The organism is Pseudomonas sp. BRG-100 (genome assembly GCF_000737955.1).
Classification (GTDB): Bacteria; Pseudomonadota; Gammaproteobacteria; order Pseudomonadales; family Pseudomonadaceae; genus Aquipseudomonas; species Aquipseudomonas synxantha_A.
Genome location: NZ_JPRX01000002.1, coordinates 61,131 through 77,186 on the forward strand (window position 1 = coordinate 61,131; position 16,056 = coordinate 77,186).

At 52.7% G+C, this 16,056-nt stretch carries 12 protein-coding genes; 11 read left to right on the forward strand and 1 reads right to left on the reverse strand.

Annotated elements, in window-relative coordinates:
* Positions 1-113 precede the first annotated feature (113 nt).
* The 8 genes from JH25_RS27710 to JH25_RS00075 all read left to right on the forward strand — a co-directional run bounded on the left by JH25_RS27710 (position 114) and on the right by JH25_RS00075 (position 11,421).
* A complete protein-coding gene (locus tag JH25_RS27710; protein WP_164699575.1) occupies positions 114-5,084 on the forward strand; it encodes an Ig-like domain-containing protein in 4,971 nt (1,656 codons plus the stop codon).
* 32 nt (positions 5,085-5,116) lie between these two features.
* Complete coding sequence (locus JH25_RS29465; RefSeq protein ID WP_442961462.1) at positions 5,117-5,383, forward strand: Ig-like domain-containing protein; 267 nt, start codon at positions 5,117-5,119, stop codon at positions 5,381-5,383.
* A 267-nt stretch (positions 5,384-5,650) separates the two neighbouring features.
* Complete coding sequence (locus JH25_RS00100) at positions 5,651-7,789, forward strand: type IA DNA topoisomerase (RefSeq protein ID WP_032881471.1); 2,139 nt, start codon at positions 5,651-5,653, stop codon at positions 7,787-7,789.
* 62 nt (positions 7,790-7,851) lie between these two features.
* Positions 7,852-8,334 carry a single-stranded DNA-binding protein gene (locus JH25_RS00095; protein ID WP_032881472.1) on the forward strand — a complete coding sequence of 161 codons (483 nt, stop codon included), beginning with the start codon at positions 7,852-7,854 and terminating at the stop codon, positions 8,332-8,334.
* 19 nt (positions 8,335-8,353) lie between these two features.
* On the forward strand, positions 8,354-9,097 hold the full coding sequence (locus tag JH25_RS00090; protein WP_032881474.1) for a hypothetical protein: 744 nt from the start codon (positions 8,354-8,356) through the stop codon (positions 9,095-9,097).
* A gap of 318 nt (positions 9,098-9,415) precedes the next feature.
* A complete protein-coding gene (locus JH25_RS00085; protein ID WP_032881475.1) occupies positions 9,416-10,015 on the forward strand; it encodes a DUF6012 family protein in 600 nt (199 codons plus the stop codon).
* Between the two features lie 113 nt (positions 10,016-10,128).
* Positions 10,129-10,833, forward strand: a complete 705-nt coding sequence (gene stbB / locus JH25_RS00080; protein ID WP_032881477.1) for a StbB family protein — start codon at positions 10,129-10,131, stop codon at positions 10,831-10,833.
* Between the two features lie 9 nt (positions 10,834-10,842).
* A complete protein-coding gene (locus JH25_RS00075; protein WP_032881479.1) occupies positions 10,843-11,421 on the forward strand; it encodes a hypothetical protein in 579 nt (192 codons plus the stop codon).
* 39 nt (positions 11,422-11,460) lie between these two features.
* On the opposite strand, the gene JH25_RS27715 is transcribed toward JH25_RS00075, so the two are convergent.
* Entirely contained in the window at positions 11,461-11,877 is a 417-nt protein-coding gene (locus tag JH25_RS27715; protein ID WP_050549451.1) for a hypothetical protein, read from the reverse strand.
* Positions 11,878-12,180: 303 nt separating this feature from the next.
* Between JH25_RS27715 and JH25_RS00070 the strand changes: the two genes are divergently transcribed.
* The 3 genes from JH25_RS00070 to JH25_RS29175 all read left to right on the forward strand — a co-directional run bounded on the left by JH25_RS00070 (position 12,181) and on the right by JH25_RS29175 (position 16,003).
* Positions 12,181-12,546 carry a plasmid mobilization protein gene (locus tag JH25_RS00070; RefSeq protein ID WP_032881481.1) on the forward strand — a complete coding sequence of 122 codons (366 nt, stop codon included), beginning with the start codon at positions 12,181-12,183 and terminating at the stop codon, positions 12,544-12,546.
* Positions 12,547-13,520: 974 nt separating this feature from the next.
* Positions 13,521-13,898, forward strand: coding sequence for a hypothetical protein (locus JH25_RS29170; protein ID WP_032881484.1), 378 nt, complete (start codon positions 13,521-13,523; stop codon positions 13,896-13,898).
* 584 nt (positions 13,899-14,482) lie between these two features.
* A complete protein-coding gene (locus JH25_RS29175; protein ID WP_236648104.1) occupies positions 14,483-16,003 on the forward strand; it encodes an LPD7 domain-containing protein in 1,521 nt (506 codons plus the stop codon).
* The last annotated feature ends 53 nt before the right edge of the window (positions 16,004-16,056 follow it).

Below are 16,056 nucleotides of genomic sequence, written 5' to 3' on the forward strand. Positions count from 1 at the left end.
CTTCAAGAAGTGTCTTTCTGACTTCTTGCTTCTTACACTTTCAGGTGGGTATTAACGCTATGGCTAAATCATATCTGGGGCCGCCCGTTCGTGTGCCCGCTTTTCGGGCAGTAATGCGTAAGTTATTAACTTTGTATTTAGCTGCAAGCACTGGATGTGCCAGTACGTTACAGACAGTAACGCAGCCTAATTCTGCCCAATCGACGTTGGGCAGTAGTTCAGCTGCTGTGACGACCAGTGCAAAAAAAGCAACTGCAGCTGTATCGCATGGTACAGCAGAAAATCCTTACAACCTGCCAGAGCTGGCTAGCGCCTCGACTGACATGGAGCGGTCTAAGCAGAAGGTCAATCGATTGCTGGACGGCGTAGGTGCGAGGTCCGATCAGCAACTTGTGGCCAATCCGTTGAACAAGGACGGTAAAGGCAAGGATTTTGGCGAGTTTCAGGGCCTGGCAATGGGCTTGGCCAACTCCGCCGGCAGCCAGGCTATCAAAGACTGGTTTGCATCAAAAAAAGCCACAGCGCAACTTTCCATGGGCGCCGGTGAAAGCGGTGTGCGCTTCGGCAGTTTTGATGTACTGATGCCGTTTTATGACACGCCCAAGGATCTGATTTTTACCCAGGCCGGGTTTCGGCGTTCCAACGTCTCGACCGAAGACTACCGCTACACAATCAGCGTAGGGGGGGGCTATCGGCACACGGTGGAAAACGTGTTGTATGGAGTGAACGCGTTCTATGACCGCGACATGACGGGTAGAAATGACCGTTTTGGCTTGGGCGGCGAAGTGTGGACCGATTCATTCAAGTTTTCAGGCAACACTTATTGGCGCTTGAGCGACTGGAAAAATTCGCCCGATACAAAGTATTACCAGGAGCGTCCGGCCAATGGCTGGGATATTCGCGCCGAAGGTTATTTACCGCAGTATCCGCAGCTCGGCGGCAAGCTGATCTATGAGCAGTATTACGGTAGCGAGGTGGGTTTATTCGGGGCTTCAAGCCGTCAAAAAGACCCCCGTGCAACCACCGTAGCGTTGATCTACACGCCGATCCCTCTGATTACCCTTTCTGCGGATTATCGCCAGGGCCGAGGCGGACTTTCAGATACCGCCGTTCGGGTGGGTCTGAATTATCAGTTTGGTTCTGACCTGAACACGCAGCTTAGCCCAGCTGATATAAAAGCCAATCGGATGTTGGGCAATTCCCGTTACAACCTGATAGACCGCAAGTACGACATTATCCTGGGCTACAAAAAAGACGACGTCGTGCAAATCACCCTGCCCGCGCAACTGCGCGGCAGCCCAGGCTCTACGTTGTCGTTTCCTGTGACTATTAGCGGCAAAAACATCCGCAATTTGAGCTGGACCGGCACGGCTGGCAGCTATGCCCATCCTTATGGCGGCGGCGGCATGTCCACGTTGGTGTTACCCCCATCTGAAACGGCCCTTAATAGCTACACCTTGAAGGCGGTGGGCACCGACAGGTTTGGCCGGGTTATTCAATCCAACGTCATGCAAATCAATTTAGACAGTTTCAAGATTGGGATTGAGCGCTCCAAACCTATCGCCCTAGCTGATGGTGCAGATCCTGTGACTTTTACGGCCACTCTGCAAGAAACCAGCGGCACACCGGTTGCCAATGCGGCGATTGAGTGGAGCTTTAAGGGCGGGGCCACTGTAAAGAGCCAAGATGTCAAGACCGACAGCCAAGGGCAGGCCCGCCTAACACTGGTTAGCAAGGCTCGTACTACGGTGCAGGTTACGGCCAAAGGGCTATTGGGGACTCAAGCGCAAATCGGTGCTGAATTTGGTGCAGAACTAGCGAGTGCCCGTGTGGTGCGGTTGGTGGCAACCCCGGCAGTGGTTGTGGCCGATGGCGTGTCCATCAGTACGTTGGTTGCCACCGTTCAGGATGCCAACGGCAACTCAATAGGGGCGGGTGTCCCCATTACCTGGACTACCACGCTTGGGGAACTGTCCGCAGCGTCCAGCGTGACTAATGAGAGCGGCAAGGCCACCGTGATCCTGACTGGAAAAGTGGTAGGTGATTCGACGGTGAGAGCCGCCGCTGTGAAAGGTGCATCCACGGCCAAAGTGAGCTTTACGGCCAACAAAGCAACGGCCAAGGTGGTTAGTCTGGTGGCTACGCCGGCCTCGATCACCGCCAATGGCACGGATAGCAGTGCCTTGGTGGCGACTGTTGAAGACGCAAACGGCAACCCAGTTGGTTCAGGGGTTCAGGTTGAGTGGATCAGCAGCAGCGGCAAACTGTCCGCCGCATCAAGCGTCACCGATGCCAGTGGAAAAGCCAGGGTCACGTTGGCCGGGACCACTGCAGGCGACGCAACGGTCACAGCCAAGACCGCAGCAGGTGAGTCAATAGCCGCCGTTGCTCTATTGGCGGCCGGATCGACGGCCAAAGCGATTGGCCTAGTAGCTACGCCGACCTCAATCACGGCCAACGGCACTGACAGTAGTACGTTGGTGGTTACCGTCCAGGACGCAAGCGGTAATCCAGTCGGCGCCGGTGTTGCGGTTAACTGGTCCACCAGTACTGGCAAGCTGTCCGGTACATCGGGCGTCACCGATGCCAACGGAAAGGCCTCGGCGATGCTGACAGGCACCACGGCAGGTACTGCCACTGTGACCGCCAAGGCCGCAGCTGGTGAGTCAACAGCCACCGTTGCCCTGATGGCTGATGGGTTGACTGGGAAAGTCGTTAGTCTTGTGGCTACACCGACCTCCATCATCGCCAATGGCGCCGATAGCAGCACGTTGATGGCCACCATCCAGGATGCCCACGGCAATCCGGTCAGCGCTGGCGTGACGGTCAACTGGTTCACCAGCACTGGCAAGCTGTCCGGTGCATCGGGCGTCACCGATGCCAGCGGCAAAGCCATGGTCATGTTGACCGGCACCGCCGCAGGCAACGCAACTGTTACAGCCAAGGCCGCAGCGGGTGCCTCGACAGCCACTGTCGCCCTAGTCGCTGACGGATCAACGGCCAAGGTAATTGGGTTGGTGGCCACCCCGAGCTCGATAACGGCCAGTGGCATCGACAGCAGTACGTTGGTGGCCACTGTTCAGGATGCCCACGGCAATTCAGTCGGCGCCGGTGTGCCGGTGGGGTGGTCCAGCAGCGCGGGCGCGTTGTCCACTACTACCAGCATGACGGATGCCAGCGGTAAAGCTACCGTAGCGTTGACGGGGACCAAAGCAGGTAAGGCAACGGTCACAGCCAAGACCGCAGCCGGTGCATTGACAGCCGTTGTCGCTTTCGTAGCTGATCACACCACGGCGAAGGTGATTGGCCTGGTGGCTACACCCGCGTCGATCACCGCCAATGGCACCGACAACAGCACGTTGGTGGCCACCGTCCAGGATACGCAGGGCAATCCGGTCGGTGCCGGTGTGACGGTCAACTGGACTACCAGCACTGGCAAGCTGTCGAGCGGATCGAGCATCACAGATGCCCGCGGAAAAGCCACGGTCACGTTAACTGACACCACCGCAGGCTCTGCGAAGGTTACAGCGAAGGCAGCAGTGGGTGAAGCAACGGCGGCGGTTGCGCTGGTAGCCGATAACACCACGGCGAAGGTGATTGGCCTGGTGGCTACACCGACCTCAATCACCGCCAATGGCACCGATAGCAGTACGTTGGTGGCCACCGTCCAGGATGCACAGGGCAATCCAGTCGGTGCCGGTGTGACGGTCAACTGGTCCAGCAATATCGGCAAGGTGGACAACGCATCGAGCATTACGGATGCCAGCGGTAAGGCTACAGTGATGTTGACCGGCACCAAGGCTGGTACTGCCACTGTGAAAGCATCTGCTGTAGCGGGTGATGCAACGGCGACGGTGCAGCTAAACGCAGACTCGACCACGGCCAGGGTGGTAACCGTCACGGGTTCACCGTCCACCATAGCGGCCAACGTCGAGTACGGTATCGAGCTGGTGGCCACGATCCAGGATGCCCATGGCAACCCACTGGAAGCCGGCATAGAAGTCAACTGGTCAAGTACGTCAAGCCTGCCGCGAGGCGGTCTTATGCGGTCCACTACCCAGACGGACGAATCTGGTAAGACGCTCAACCGCTTCGGAGGCAGTACCGCAGGGCCTTATACCATTACCGCGTCAGCACCGGGCGGCAGTGCCAGCACCACGATCACGGTCACGGCTAACCTAAACAACGCCAAAGTCACCGCGTTGGTGGCTACACCCACTTCGGTTGTAGCGGATGGTTCAGCGGTCAGTGTGTTGGTGGCAACAATCAAGGATGGCAGCTCTAACCTTGTCGGCCCTGGCGTAACAGTTACTTGGTCCACAGACTTTGGTAGCTTGTCAGAGACCAGCACAGTGACCGACTCCAATAGCCAGGCGATTGTCACTTTAAGCAGTACGGATATTGGAAGCGCGACGGTAACGGCCCGATCTGTTGCCGGTTCTAATACAGCGCACGTGACGTTTATCCCAGATGCCGCAACGGCTCAGGTGGTGACGTTAACCAGCCCACGGACCGAGGTAGTAGCTGCAGGTATCGACAGTGAGGTGTTCACGGCTACGGTTAAGGACGCCCTAGGGCATTTGGTTGGGGCAGGTGTACAGGTCAACTGGCGCAACAGCGACGCACGCGGAACTATGAGTGCCACCACGTCGCTGACAGATGCGAATAGTCAGGCCAGGATGACCTTGAAGTCACCCGTCAAAGCGGGATCAACGGATATTACCGCCGAGGCCGCGAAGGGCAGTAAGACCAAGCACCTGGTGTTTATATCGGACGTTACTACCGCTCGCATTTTGAACATCGACGTGGCACCTCCTTACATCGTGTCTGACGGGGTGGATAAAACCACCTTCTACGCCAACCTAACCGATGCCAACGGCAACGGATTTAGTTCAAGCATCACACCACTGATTGTGACCTGGACTACAGACTTTGGGACGTTGAGCGGCAGTACCAGCGTGTCTAGCAATAGCAGCCAGGCCAAAATCACGTTGACGGGCAACGCCGTGGGTGTGGCTAACGTCACCGCTTCAGTGATGGCTACGGGCAGTGGTTTAAGCACCAAGTCACCAAAGTCACGCTGACGGCGGACAACCGCACGGCCAGAGTGACCAAAGTGACGGCTTCGCCTACTCCGATTCGGGCTAATGGCCTTGCTTATACGGAAATTACCGCCACTGTGCGGGATGCACGGGGAAATTTGGCTTCCAGTGTCCAGGTTTTCTGGACCACTAACCTTGGGACGCTAACGCGTACTTCTGGGTGGACGGATGCCAATGGGCAAATCACAACGCGGTTAACAGGAACTGTCTCAGGCAACGCAACAGTCACTGCTAACGCCGTTGCTGGGGGGCAATCGGCCCAAGTCGTACTCACTTATTGAGGTTGGGTATGAAGTCATTATTGGTTCATCAAGCCGAGGCTCACAGCTGTGAGCCTCGGCGCATGAAGTTCTTGTTACATGACGACCTTTACCGAGCCATTGCTCTACGTGCACAAAAGCAAAATGTCTCGCATAGGTGCATCATTGAAGAAGCGTTATCAAGTTCGCTTGAAGAAGAGCTTTCGCAGTTGAAGTTCAGCCAACCATCTACGACATCTAACTAAAACAAATTCTTTGAACAACTGTTTACCTATCAAAGGTTTAAATATGAGAGTTTTTATTGCCGAAAAACCAGGGTTAGGAAAGGTTATTGCCGAAGCCTTGGGCAATCCGCAAAACAAAGGTGGTTTTTTTCAGTGCGGTTTGGATGTTGTGACCTGGTGCATTGGGCATCTGCTAGAACTGGCGCCGCCCGAGGTGCACAACCCGGCCTACGAAAAGTGGGATGCCACGGATTTGCCGCTCAAACTGCGTCCAATAAAGTACCAGCCGATTGCGCGCACCCATGAACAGCTTAAAGTGGTAGGAGAGCTGATTGGGCAGGCGTCAGAGATCGTTCACGCTGGTGATCCTGATGACGAGGGCCAATTGCTGGTAGACGAGGTGTTGGGGTATTTCGGCAATACCCGCCCAGTAAAGCGTGTGCTGATCAACGACCTTAACGTCAATACGGCACTCAAAGCCTTGGCAAACCTCAAGGACAACCGTGAGTTTTACGGTCTGTACCAAAAGGCCCTGGCACGCAGCATCGGTGATCAGCTTTACGGCTTTAACATGACGCGGGCTTGCACTTTGGCAGCGCGGGCTAGGGGGATTAAAGGGGTCTTATCGGTCGGTCGAGTGCAGACCCCTATCCTGGGTTTGATCGTGAATCGATACCTGGCGAACAAGAACCATGCTGCCGCTAACTTCTATGCGGTCAGCGCCCATTTGACGTTTGGCGGTCGGGTCAGCGCGAAATTGGTGGTCCCGGACGATGCACCGGCAGACGACAAAAACCGAATCATCGACGAGTCATACGCCCAGGCCATCGCAACCGCTTGTCATTACGCGCCTGCGATCGTTACTCGGGCGCAGGTGGTGGAAAAGCAGGAGCTTGCCCCCCTGCCTTTTGACTTGCTGATGCTGCAAGCAGAGATCAGCAAGGAGCATGGGATTACGTCAGAAAAGACGTTAGCCATCACTCAGTCATTGCGCGATAACCACAAGGCCATCACCTACAACCGTTCAGATTGCAGTTACTTGTCTGAGGAACAGTTTTTCGATGCGCCGCAGACATTGGCGGCATTGGCCCAGGCACTACCGGATTTTGCCTTGGTTTTTGACCAGGTAGATTCACGGCGCAAAAGTCGGGCATTCAACGACAGCAAAGTGACGGCGCACACCGCGATTATCCCAACCGGCACCCAAGTGGATATCGCCAAACTATCACCCGATGAAAAGGCGGTGTACCTGGCTATCGTGAAACGTTACCTGGTGCAATTCATGCCTGCCAAGGGCTACCTGGCGGCAGAGGTGCTGTTTGAGGTGGCCGGTCATACCTTTATCGCTCGCTCGAATAAAACGACTCAGCCGGGTTGGACGGCGCTTGTTGGCAGCAGTGCTGACGATGACGACGACGCCGGAGAAACGGACGAAGCAGCCCAGTTCGACGCTCTTGCGGCTTTGAAGGCTGCTGAAAATGGTGTTTGTGAGTCCATCACCGTTTCAAAAGAGAAAACCCGTCCACTGCCGATCTACACCGAGGCCGAGTTGCTTAAAGATTTGAAGCGGGTGGCCAAGTACGTGGTTGATCCGCGCATCAAGCAATTGTTGCTGGACCGGGACAAGGGCAAGACTGGCGAAAACGGTGGTATCGGCACCCCAGCCACACGGGGCTCAATACTGACCAAGTTACAAGAGCGTGGTTTCTACGAGGTGGTGAAGAAAAAGTTCATCCCGACCTCACTGGGCTTGGAATTCATTGCGGCATTGCCTGCTATTGCCACTACGCCGGATATGACCGCCCTTTGGCATGAACAGCAACTGATGATCGAAGCCGGGGAGTTGACCGTAGACGCGTTCCTGGACGAACTGGAGCGGTTTATCGCGCACCAGGTGGGAACGGTGGATTTGGGCAATGTGCAGGCCTTGGTCAAGGACGCGCCGCCAGAACTCAACGCCAAATGCCCAATGTGCGGCGGTGAGTTGGCCGTAACGCCCAAGGTGATTGGATGCCGCAAATGCACCTTCAAGTTATGGACTGAAGTCAGCCGAAAAACGTTGACCTTCGGCCAGATCGAAACCCTGCTGACAAAAGGTAAAATCGGGGTTATCAAAGGTTTTAAGACCAAGGCAGGCAAGACGTTCGACGCCGCGTTGCGCCTCGATGGTCAGGCCAAGGTGCAGTTGGTGTTCAACCGCTGAAAATCAGGTGCGTTCTGACTTTAAAGACCTCCGCTTAAACCATATGGAAAATAGAGGAAATCATCATGCGTGGAATAAACAAAGTCACAATTTTGGGGACCTGCGGCCAGGATCCCGATGTTCGTTACCTACCGAACGGCAACGCGGTAACGAATCTGAGCTTGGCCACCAGCGAACAGTGGACTGACAAGCAAACCGGGCAAAAGGTTGAAAAAACCGAATGGCACCGGATTGTACTGTTCGGAAAAGTCGCAGAAATCGCCGGTGAATACCTGCGTAAAGGCTCGCGTGTATACATCGAGGGCAAGCTACAAACCCGTGATTGGGAGAAGGACGGTATCAAGCGGTACACGACTGAAATCATCGTGGACATGCACGGCACCCTGCAACTACTAGACGGAAAGCCAGCCGAGCAGGGCGCACGCGGGCCACAACAGCCTGACTCTGCGCAGAGGAGCAAGTCAAAGCCCGCCGCTAACAAGCCTGCACAGCCAGCCCCACAGGCCTCCGATGATGATGGTTTCGATCCAGAGATACCGTTCTAGCGAGGGAGACTGGTTTACTATGGATAAGGTTGAAGCGGAGCGGGTTGTTCAAGCGGCCCTAGAGGAGCTTGGTCTAATCGACCAGGTTAGAGTGCTTTTATTCACTGACACGAAGGAATACATCGATGCCATCGAACAAGCCGTTGGACAACCACTCGACACAGCAGCCCGCGAGCGACTCCAAAGCGTCCAAGCTGCGTACCTTCCCGTTGGACAAGCAATCTGCGTTGTGGCTTCTCAATCACGGAACGAAGCCGCTTTGCACCGATGTGTTAAGCACGAAGGACTCGGGCACTACGGAATAACCACCTTCAATCCCGACGAAAAGCGCGTGCTGTTGGGCGCGATCATGAACTCGCGTAGTGACACCCGCACGGTCGATATGCCGTTTATTGACAAGGTTCATACGCTGAAAGATTTATGGCGTGCGGTTGACGCGACCTATCCAGAAAACTCGCCAGAGATGAATGCCGAAGAAGTGTTTGCTTTCGTCGCCGAACATGCCACTGGCGACGTGTCACGAATCAGTCGCGGGGCCGTCACTCTTGACGAATTACTGTCTGATCAGCCCCAGGCGCCGTTGAGCCTCGCGCAGTTACGCGATATCACCGAAAGCGTGGCAGCGGGGATAAAACTCGGGATACGAGAGCCACAGACGGAGCCCCAGCAGAACGATGCTCAATATCGTAAGGATGTCCGCTACCGGGGGCAGGAAGACCAGACCCTGGACCAAGACGACGAATACGAGCCAGGAATGGCATGACGTCTATGCCTGAGTTGGTTTGTAACAATCCCCTCTATGAAACGTCAGGTGCCGCGCTCCCGGCTCGTCGTAACGGCTTCATCGTTGCGGCGAACGGATGCACGGGCGCAGCGCACACTTGACGATACCTCGACCACCCAAAGCCTTGCTCTGGGGTGTGGGGTAGTTTCACCACCCCGCGCTCCTGAGCCCTCTGCGGCAAGAGCGGGATAACAAGGGCGGAGCCCTTGGTTTTGGATAGACCCTTCCACCATTTTCAGCATGGACATACGCGCTCGGCATTCGGCTGCGCTCGAAAACTCATTGAGGAAATAATGAATGCTTATTCATATAACCCCGCGGATATTTGGTAACAGGGATTTTGAACCCTGTCAGCTCGTAGATTTGAACTGTGCCGAATTGGGCTTGGCGTTGAAAGCCAATGTAGAGCTGATGGCGCGTCGCCCCTATCCGAACAAAAACTACCTGGTGGCGTGTCGTAAGCGCGGACAAAAGGCGATGCAAGGATTTTTAATCGAGCGGCCTGATCCTGTACGTGAGTTCACTGTGGTGACTCGCTGGGCTGTTGCTGCTTGGCATGTTGCAACACACCGTGTTCGTTACATCGTCCTGGACGATGATTACGACACGATCAGCGACAACATAGTGTTGTGGTATGGGATGAGCGACGGCCTTGGTGGTTGGGAGTCACGCTGGCCAAAACAATACGAGGATATAGCGCCGGTCAGTCTTCAGCCCACGATGGAAGTAACACCACGTATGAAGCACCGCAGAGAGTGTGTGGATGTAATTAACGATGATGGCTTTTTGGTGGAACGCAACGAAACCTTATATCTGCCCACGCTGGAACGCGCCCGTGTGATCAATATGGAAAACTCTCTTGGAGAGCGTATCCCCGGAATTGATGCAGTTTTTTAAGACTACTTTTTACCGTTACACCTTTTGATTCGTTATCACCCTCTATTGGTTTTGACTTTCGAAACATACGTAGTATGGCTGTTTTAATACTAATATGCCAAGGAAATATTAACATGAAAGTAGCAGTGATTAATTACACTGGAAATATAGGAAAAACAACCGTTGCAGCGCACCTGTTGTCTCCGCGAATGGACGACGCACCAATTTATGCGATTGAATCAATTAATGAAACGGCGGAAGGAATTGGCCTGGATGTTGAGAAGTTGCGCGGAGACATGTTTCGCGAACTTTTACAGAAAGTCATGCTTGCAGATAGCGCAATCATCGACGTGGGCGCTTCTAACGTCGAAGATTTTATGGTCAATCTTGAAGGGTTTGAAGAGGCTCATGAAAATATTGACTATTATATTATTCCTGTCACAAGTGGTACAAAAGAACAAATTGAGTCGGTGCGCATGATCGAAAGTTTGACGGCAATTGGTATTCCTTCCGAAAAAATCAAGGTCTTATTCAACCGTGTTCAACGAGACGTAGAAAGCGAGTTTCCGATTATTCAAAACTTTCATGGACAAAATGAAACGTTCTCTCTCAATAACCGGTGTGCGATTTACGAAACTGAATTGTTTGATGCATTGTCGATTCGTCGCATGACTCTACAGGGACTAATGGCTGATGGAGTTGACTATAAAACATTGCTCAAGGATAAGACTGCGGCTGCAGGAGATCGTGAGCGGTGGTCAGATATGTATGGTCTAAAACTATTATGTAAAGGTGTGAATCGGAAGCTAGATGCTGTTTACGATGCACTATTCAGTTGAGGGCTCGCCATGATTGATGAAACCGCTCCACCTAAAACTGCACGCGAAGCGTTGATGATTGAGTTGCTAAGCGACCTCGGGAGGGTTCACGACGATATTAAGGCCATACCGGAACTGCTGAAACTATCGATTTCAGACTCTTTAGAGATTATTGCCATTGCTGTAGCTGATGCAGAATCAACCGCTCAGAAGCTTCAAGATGCTACCAAGGAAGCCATTCAAACTACGGCAACACGGGTTGCGTTTGAAGCGGGGTCAGAGCTTTCTGGTGCTATACATGTGAGTTTAGAGCGAACGTTTGATCCTGCGCTTCATAAAGCCTCAATCAAAGTTGAGGAACTGGAGAGAAGGGTCAAAGGTATTTCTGCAAATGTTCGGGACACACATGCTACACGCATGAACTATATAATTCTGGTCGGTTTTGTGTTTGCCATGATGTTGACGTTGGGGGGTGTGACCTGGCTTACCATTATTTCTAAACAAAATGATGAAACCAATAAATGGTTTTATGAAGAGTACAAAGCGCAAAGAGAGATTATCAATAGTCTGCCTGCGGATGTTAAAAAAAAGTTCGGAAAGCATCGTTAGAAAGCTGCCCTTAACGGGTAACACCTTAGTTGTGACTAATCACTTTTTGATTACTGGTTTGGATAATGCCACCCAGTCGTGTGGCTGATTCCTAATTTCTCGAAAATCTGCGGGAGTCATCGGTTTGCGTGGCCATGTTACGGGCTTTTCCAGAGGTGGTTGGTCTGTCGAGGTCTCGCTTTCTATAGCGCCGGCGCGATGCTCATCTGCATGACATTTTGTAGTGACGTTAGAGCGCTTAGCTTTACGGATGCGATATAGCGCCTTATCGAACATTTTAAGGCTCATCGCAAAGCCGTCTTTGTGGAGGACTTCCAGAACAGCTTTTCGACTCACACCGCTCTGTAAGGCCATTTCTATATCGGCATACACATCCCGTAGGCGGTCGGTTTCAGATCGACTTTCATGCATACCCGCCATTTGCTTCAAGGTTTCGCTTAGAGACAGTTTTGTCATGGTGAAACTAGACCTCCTGGGTAGTTTGCGGGTTATTTCTGGGGTATTTCAGTGTACATGTGGGCTATATCAGGGGCAAATGTGGGGTGCAAGTGGGGGACTTCAGGGGTGTTACTGGGCTGTACGAAAAAATCGGAATCAAAAGACAGGCACGTTGACGATGTATACGGGGGGATGAAGCTCCCCCCCGTATTCATCGACGCGCCAAAGGGGAAACCCCTTTGAAACCCCGCAGAGCGGAAAAGCCTGTTGTTGTTGGTCATTTTGTCAGGTTGGTCACATCATTTTTTGGTAGGAGGCTCCATGGCTGAGATCAAGAAGAAAACGTGTGTATTCCATTTTCGGACTAATGAGGAGGATGGGGCCGAAATAAAGAAAAAACTTAAAGCAGCAAAGATGTCAGCCTCTGAGTTTCTAAGGGACGTTTTTTTAAATTCTAAAGTTACGTTCAACGTCAAAGAGGCCAAGCCACTTGATTATCAAAAACTGCTGTTTGCATATAACAAGGCTAGTAATAATATCAATCAGTTAGCACACCGCATTAACCATGCTCACAGAGTTGGTATTATTAATGAAGAATTATACAGGAAGCTTATCAATCCACTTGTGAATATCGAGATCTTATTGCGGGCGGGGTTAGATAATGCTAATTCGAGTGAGAGGCTATAATGCAGGTGCACAAGAATATCTAGAAACCGGTACTAAAGCTGGTCGTGAATTTAGCCGTGATGAGCTTGATGAGCGAGTTATGCTTGATGGTGATCTTAATCTGACACGTTTGGTCTACGAAAGCATTCCTGACAAAGGTCAAGACAGGTACTTATCTATAACCTTGGCTTTTCGTGAGGATCATATCTCTCACGAGACGTTGTTAGCAGTCACGCAAGAGTTCAAACAATTTTTTATGTATGCCTACAAGAAGGAAGAATTTAATTTTTACGCGGAAGCGCATCTGCCCAAAATAAAAGAGATAAAGGACAAATCAACCGGCGATATGGTCGAACGCACACCTCATATCCATATCATAATACCAAAGTTAAATATGTTGTCCGGTACTATCTTCGATCCGGTTGGTTCTAGCTACTCGCAATCCGAAAAACACCTTGAGGCTTTTCAAGAATATATCAACCAAAAATACAACCTGGCTTCACCGCGTGAACATGTGCGCGCTGATATAAAGGATGCCGCTAGCGTGTTATCACGTTATAAAGGTGACGATTTTTATGGGAAAAGTCGTGACTTTAAACAAGGCCTTGTTAAGCAGGTCATTGAGCGTGGCGTAGTAACCCGCTCGGATTTTTACGCACTTGTTGCTGAGCACGGTGAAACACGGATTCGCAACGAAGGTAAGGACAGCGAATACATCGCAGTCAAGCTTCCCGGTGACGCGAAGTTTACCAACCTGAAAGACACCATCTTCCAAGACGACTTCATTGTCAGACGTGAGTTAAAAAAGCCTCCGCTGGACAAGAAGGTTATCCAGGACCGCTTACTAGCCTGGCCTCAGCGGGCCAAGGAAATTAAGTACGTCAGTAAAGCCACCCCGGCTTTTCGCAAGCTTTACACCGCGTCATCCCCGGATGAGCGACTTCGGCTACTGGCCGAGCGCGAGCGGACGTTCTATCAGACCTATGGAGATCGCGATGGCAGCTTATACGCTCCCGAACGGGCGAGAGATAACCAGCGAAGTTCTGCTGAAACTCAGGGCCGAGCACCTACCAGGACTTCCTCTGGCTTGCAAAACGTGCCCGGTAGCCATGTGGCAGACCACAGGGAAGGCGGATCAACCGGAGTCGGTCACGGTTCGGTGCTACTGCCCGGCGATGCACGTATTCAGTTGGGACAGTCGCAACCGGGAGGAAATTCTAGACTGCGACCGCCTATACGAGCCGGAGGAGGACGAGGATCCACCGGGGAATCAGGACGACGAACTCCCGGCGTTTCTAAGGCAGCAGATGGAGCAACGCGACGTACAAGAACGGGAGGAACAAGCCGACAACCCAAGCGAAGTAGAACCGTAGCACCGCCCCACCCTCGCAACCCCTACCGCGTCGCCGCTATTTCCGATATCGAAGTCCGCAGCCAACGGTTGTTCGCGCCTCTTAGGCTCGCAGTTGAGTCGGAACTGGTTATTAAAAAACCTAAACATAAGCCCATCGCAATTAACCGTGAGGCATCTACGGTTGCGGCTTATTTCAATCGGCAGATAGAAAACAATCAATCACTACCGCCCCAACGCAAAGCGATGCGACGGGTCAATAAACAATTTTTTGAATTACGGCGCTCGGTGTTTTCAGACGTTCGTTTAACACGACAAGACAAGGCGCAACTTGTTTCGGTGTTGACGTTTGAACGTCTGAAAGCGCGCGAAGCAATCATGAGTAATAACGCAGACATTGAGGTTAACTTTATGGGCAGCGCAGAGATTCGTCGTCTTATCAAAGATGAAAAAGAAGATCCTAGTTATTCCATCAGCAGGCCCAAAGGTCGAAAGCCTGTTGGTATACGTGAGCAGGTTCGTCGCATCGTTGATAACCTTGGTAAACAGCTAGACCCGGAGACGGCCAAGGCCCGAGAACGCGAACTAAGTGCGAACGACATTTACATGCGTAAGGCCAGGTTCAGTCAGAACGTGCATTACCTGGATAAGAAGAGTGACAAGACGCTGTTCGTGGATACTGGCAAGGCCATTTCCCTGCGCCGGACCGGCATAACTGAGTCGGGCGTGGCGGTGGCGCTGAAATTGGCTCAGGAGCGTTTTGGTAGCACGTTAACCATCACCGGCAGCGCTGAATTTAAGCATCTGGTAGTCGAGGCTGCTGCCAAGAACGGCATGGACGTGCACTTCACCGATAAAGGTATGAACCAGAGCCTCGCTGCACGGCGTGCAGAGCTTGAAATCGAACGTGACGGCCAAGGCATTGCGCCGGCAGTGCAAGAATCAAAGGCAAACGCTGTAACGCTTCAAGAGGCGCCTACCCCGATCAATTTCGTGCATAACGGGCAACCGGCGACCCTTGATCTAAGTCGCTATACAGCGGCGCCTGAGACTGTTGCGTCAGCGCAAAGCACGAGCGAACTGGTGCAACGTGAAGCTGAATGGCGCAAGAGCATGCAAATGCCAGGAGGCGACCCGTTGTCCGAGTCTGATGTGCGTTCCTCGGACACGGTGATGGGATTGAGGGGGGAAGACCACGCCATTTGGTTGGTGGCCACCAACGATAAATCGCCTGATGCCCTGGCTATGATCAGTTCCTACATGGAAAACGATAGCTACCGTGAAGCTTTCAAGGGAACTATCGAGGACTTCTATGCAAAATCGCAGAGTTTTCCGGAGTCGATTAGGGCCTTGGATGAAACGACGGATTTTGTAGTTCCATTGATTAACGATATTGAAAGCAGAAAGCGCGCTGCGTCATTGGCAGCAGACGGCAAAGTGTACATGGCCAACCCAGTCAGCAACCGGAAAGTCATTCAGGGCGAACTGGTTGACCACGGTGCAGCGCCCTATCAGAACAAGCCGGATAAGGAACAAAGTTACTTCGTCACCGTGAAAACTGACAAGGGCAACAGAACTTTGTGGGGCACTGGCTTGGCAGATGCAATGCAGCAGGTACAGCTCAAACAAGGGGAACGCGTGCGGATCGAGGACAAGGGCACCGTCCCCGTTACGCTGCAACTGTCTCAGGCAGATGGCAGTGTGGTTGAAAAGCCTGGTTATCGCCGCGAATGGACCGTCGAGCTGGACACGGTGGTGAAAGATGGACCGACTGGGGCAAATGCCACGTCTACGGCTGAGCCTGTGGCAGAGCCGTTGAGGTTTACACATATGGGTAAACCGGCCTCTTTGGGCCTACCGCTCGTGAGTAAATCCGAACCCACGCCCAGCCCAACCATTCAGAATCCGTTTGACCCCTCCCAGATAATCAGCCTGGACGACCTCATGGTTCGTATTGATCAAGAAATGGCTGTGATCAACGCGGACGATATCAATATCCAAGGCGAGGTCGCGTTGATGAACGACCTGGTGTCGCGCGTGAATGACTCCGCTGAAAAACAGCTTCTCAAAGACACGATGACCGAAAGGTACATCGGCCTACAGGAAGACGGGCCCGAAATGGATTGATTGGACCCCATGACCATCTCTCGATTAGGGATGGTTTTGTATTGGTAGTCGTG

Bases quoted from the DNA above. Each gene is read 5' to 3' on its own strand.
- JH25_RS27710 (WP_164699575.1), top strand. From the start codon at position 114: ATGCGTAAGTTATTAACTTTGTATTTAGCTGCAAGCACTGGATGTGCC.
- JH25_RS00100 (WP_032881471.1), top strand. From the start codon at position 5,651: ATGAGAGTTTTTATTGCCGAAAAACCAGGGTTAGGAAAGGTTATTGCC.
- JH25_RS00090 (WP_032881474.1), top strand. From the start codon at position 8,354: ATGGATAAGGTTGAAGCGGAGCGGGTTGTTCAAGCGGCCCTAGAGGAG.
- JH25_RS00085 (WP_032881475.1), top strand. From the start codon at position 9,416: ATGCTTATTCATATAACCCCGCGGATATTTGGTAACAGGGATTTTGAA.
- stbB (WP_032881477.1), top strand. From the start codon at position 10,129: ATGAAAGTAGCAGTGATTAATTACACTGGAAATATAGGAAAAACAACC.
- JH25_RS00075 (WP_032881479.1), top strand. From the start codon at position 10,843: ATGATTGATGAAACCGCTCCACCTAAAACTGCACGCGAAGCGTTGATG.
- JH25_RS27715 (WP_050549451.1), bottom strand. From the start codon at position 11,877: ATGACAAAACTGTCTCTAAGCGAAACCTTGAAGCAAATGGCGGGTATG.
- JH25_RS00070 (WP_032881481.1), top strand. From the start codon at position 12,181: ATGGCTGAGATCAAGAAGAAAACGTGTGTATTCCATTTTCGGACTAAT.
- JH25_RS29170 (WP_032881484.1), top strand. From the start codon at position 13,521: ATGGCAGCTTATACGCTCCCGAACGGGCGAGAGATAACCAGCGAAGTT.
- JH25_RS29175 (WP_236648104.1), top strand. From the start codon at position 14,483: ATGCGTAAGGCCAGGTTCAGTCAGAACGTGCATTACCTGGATAAGAAG.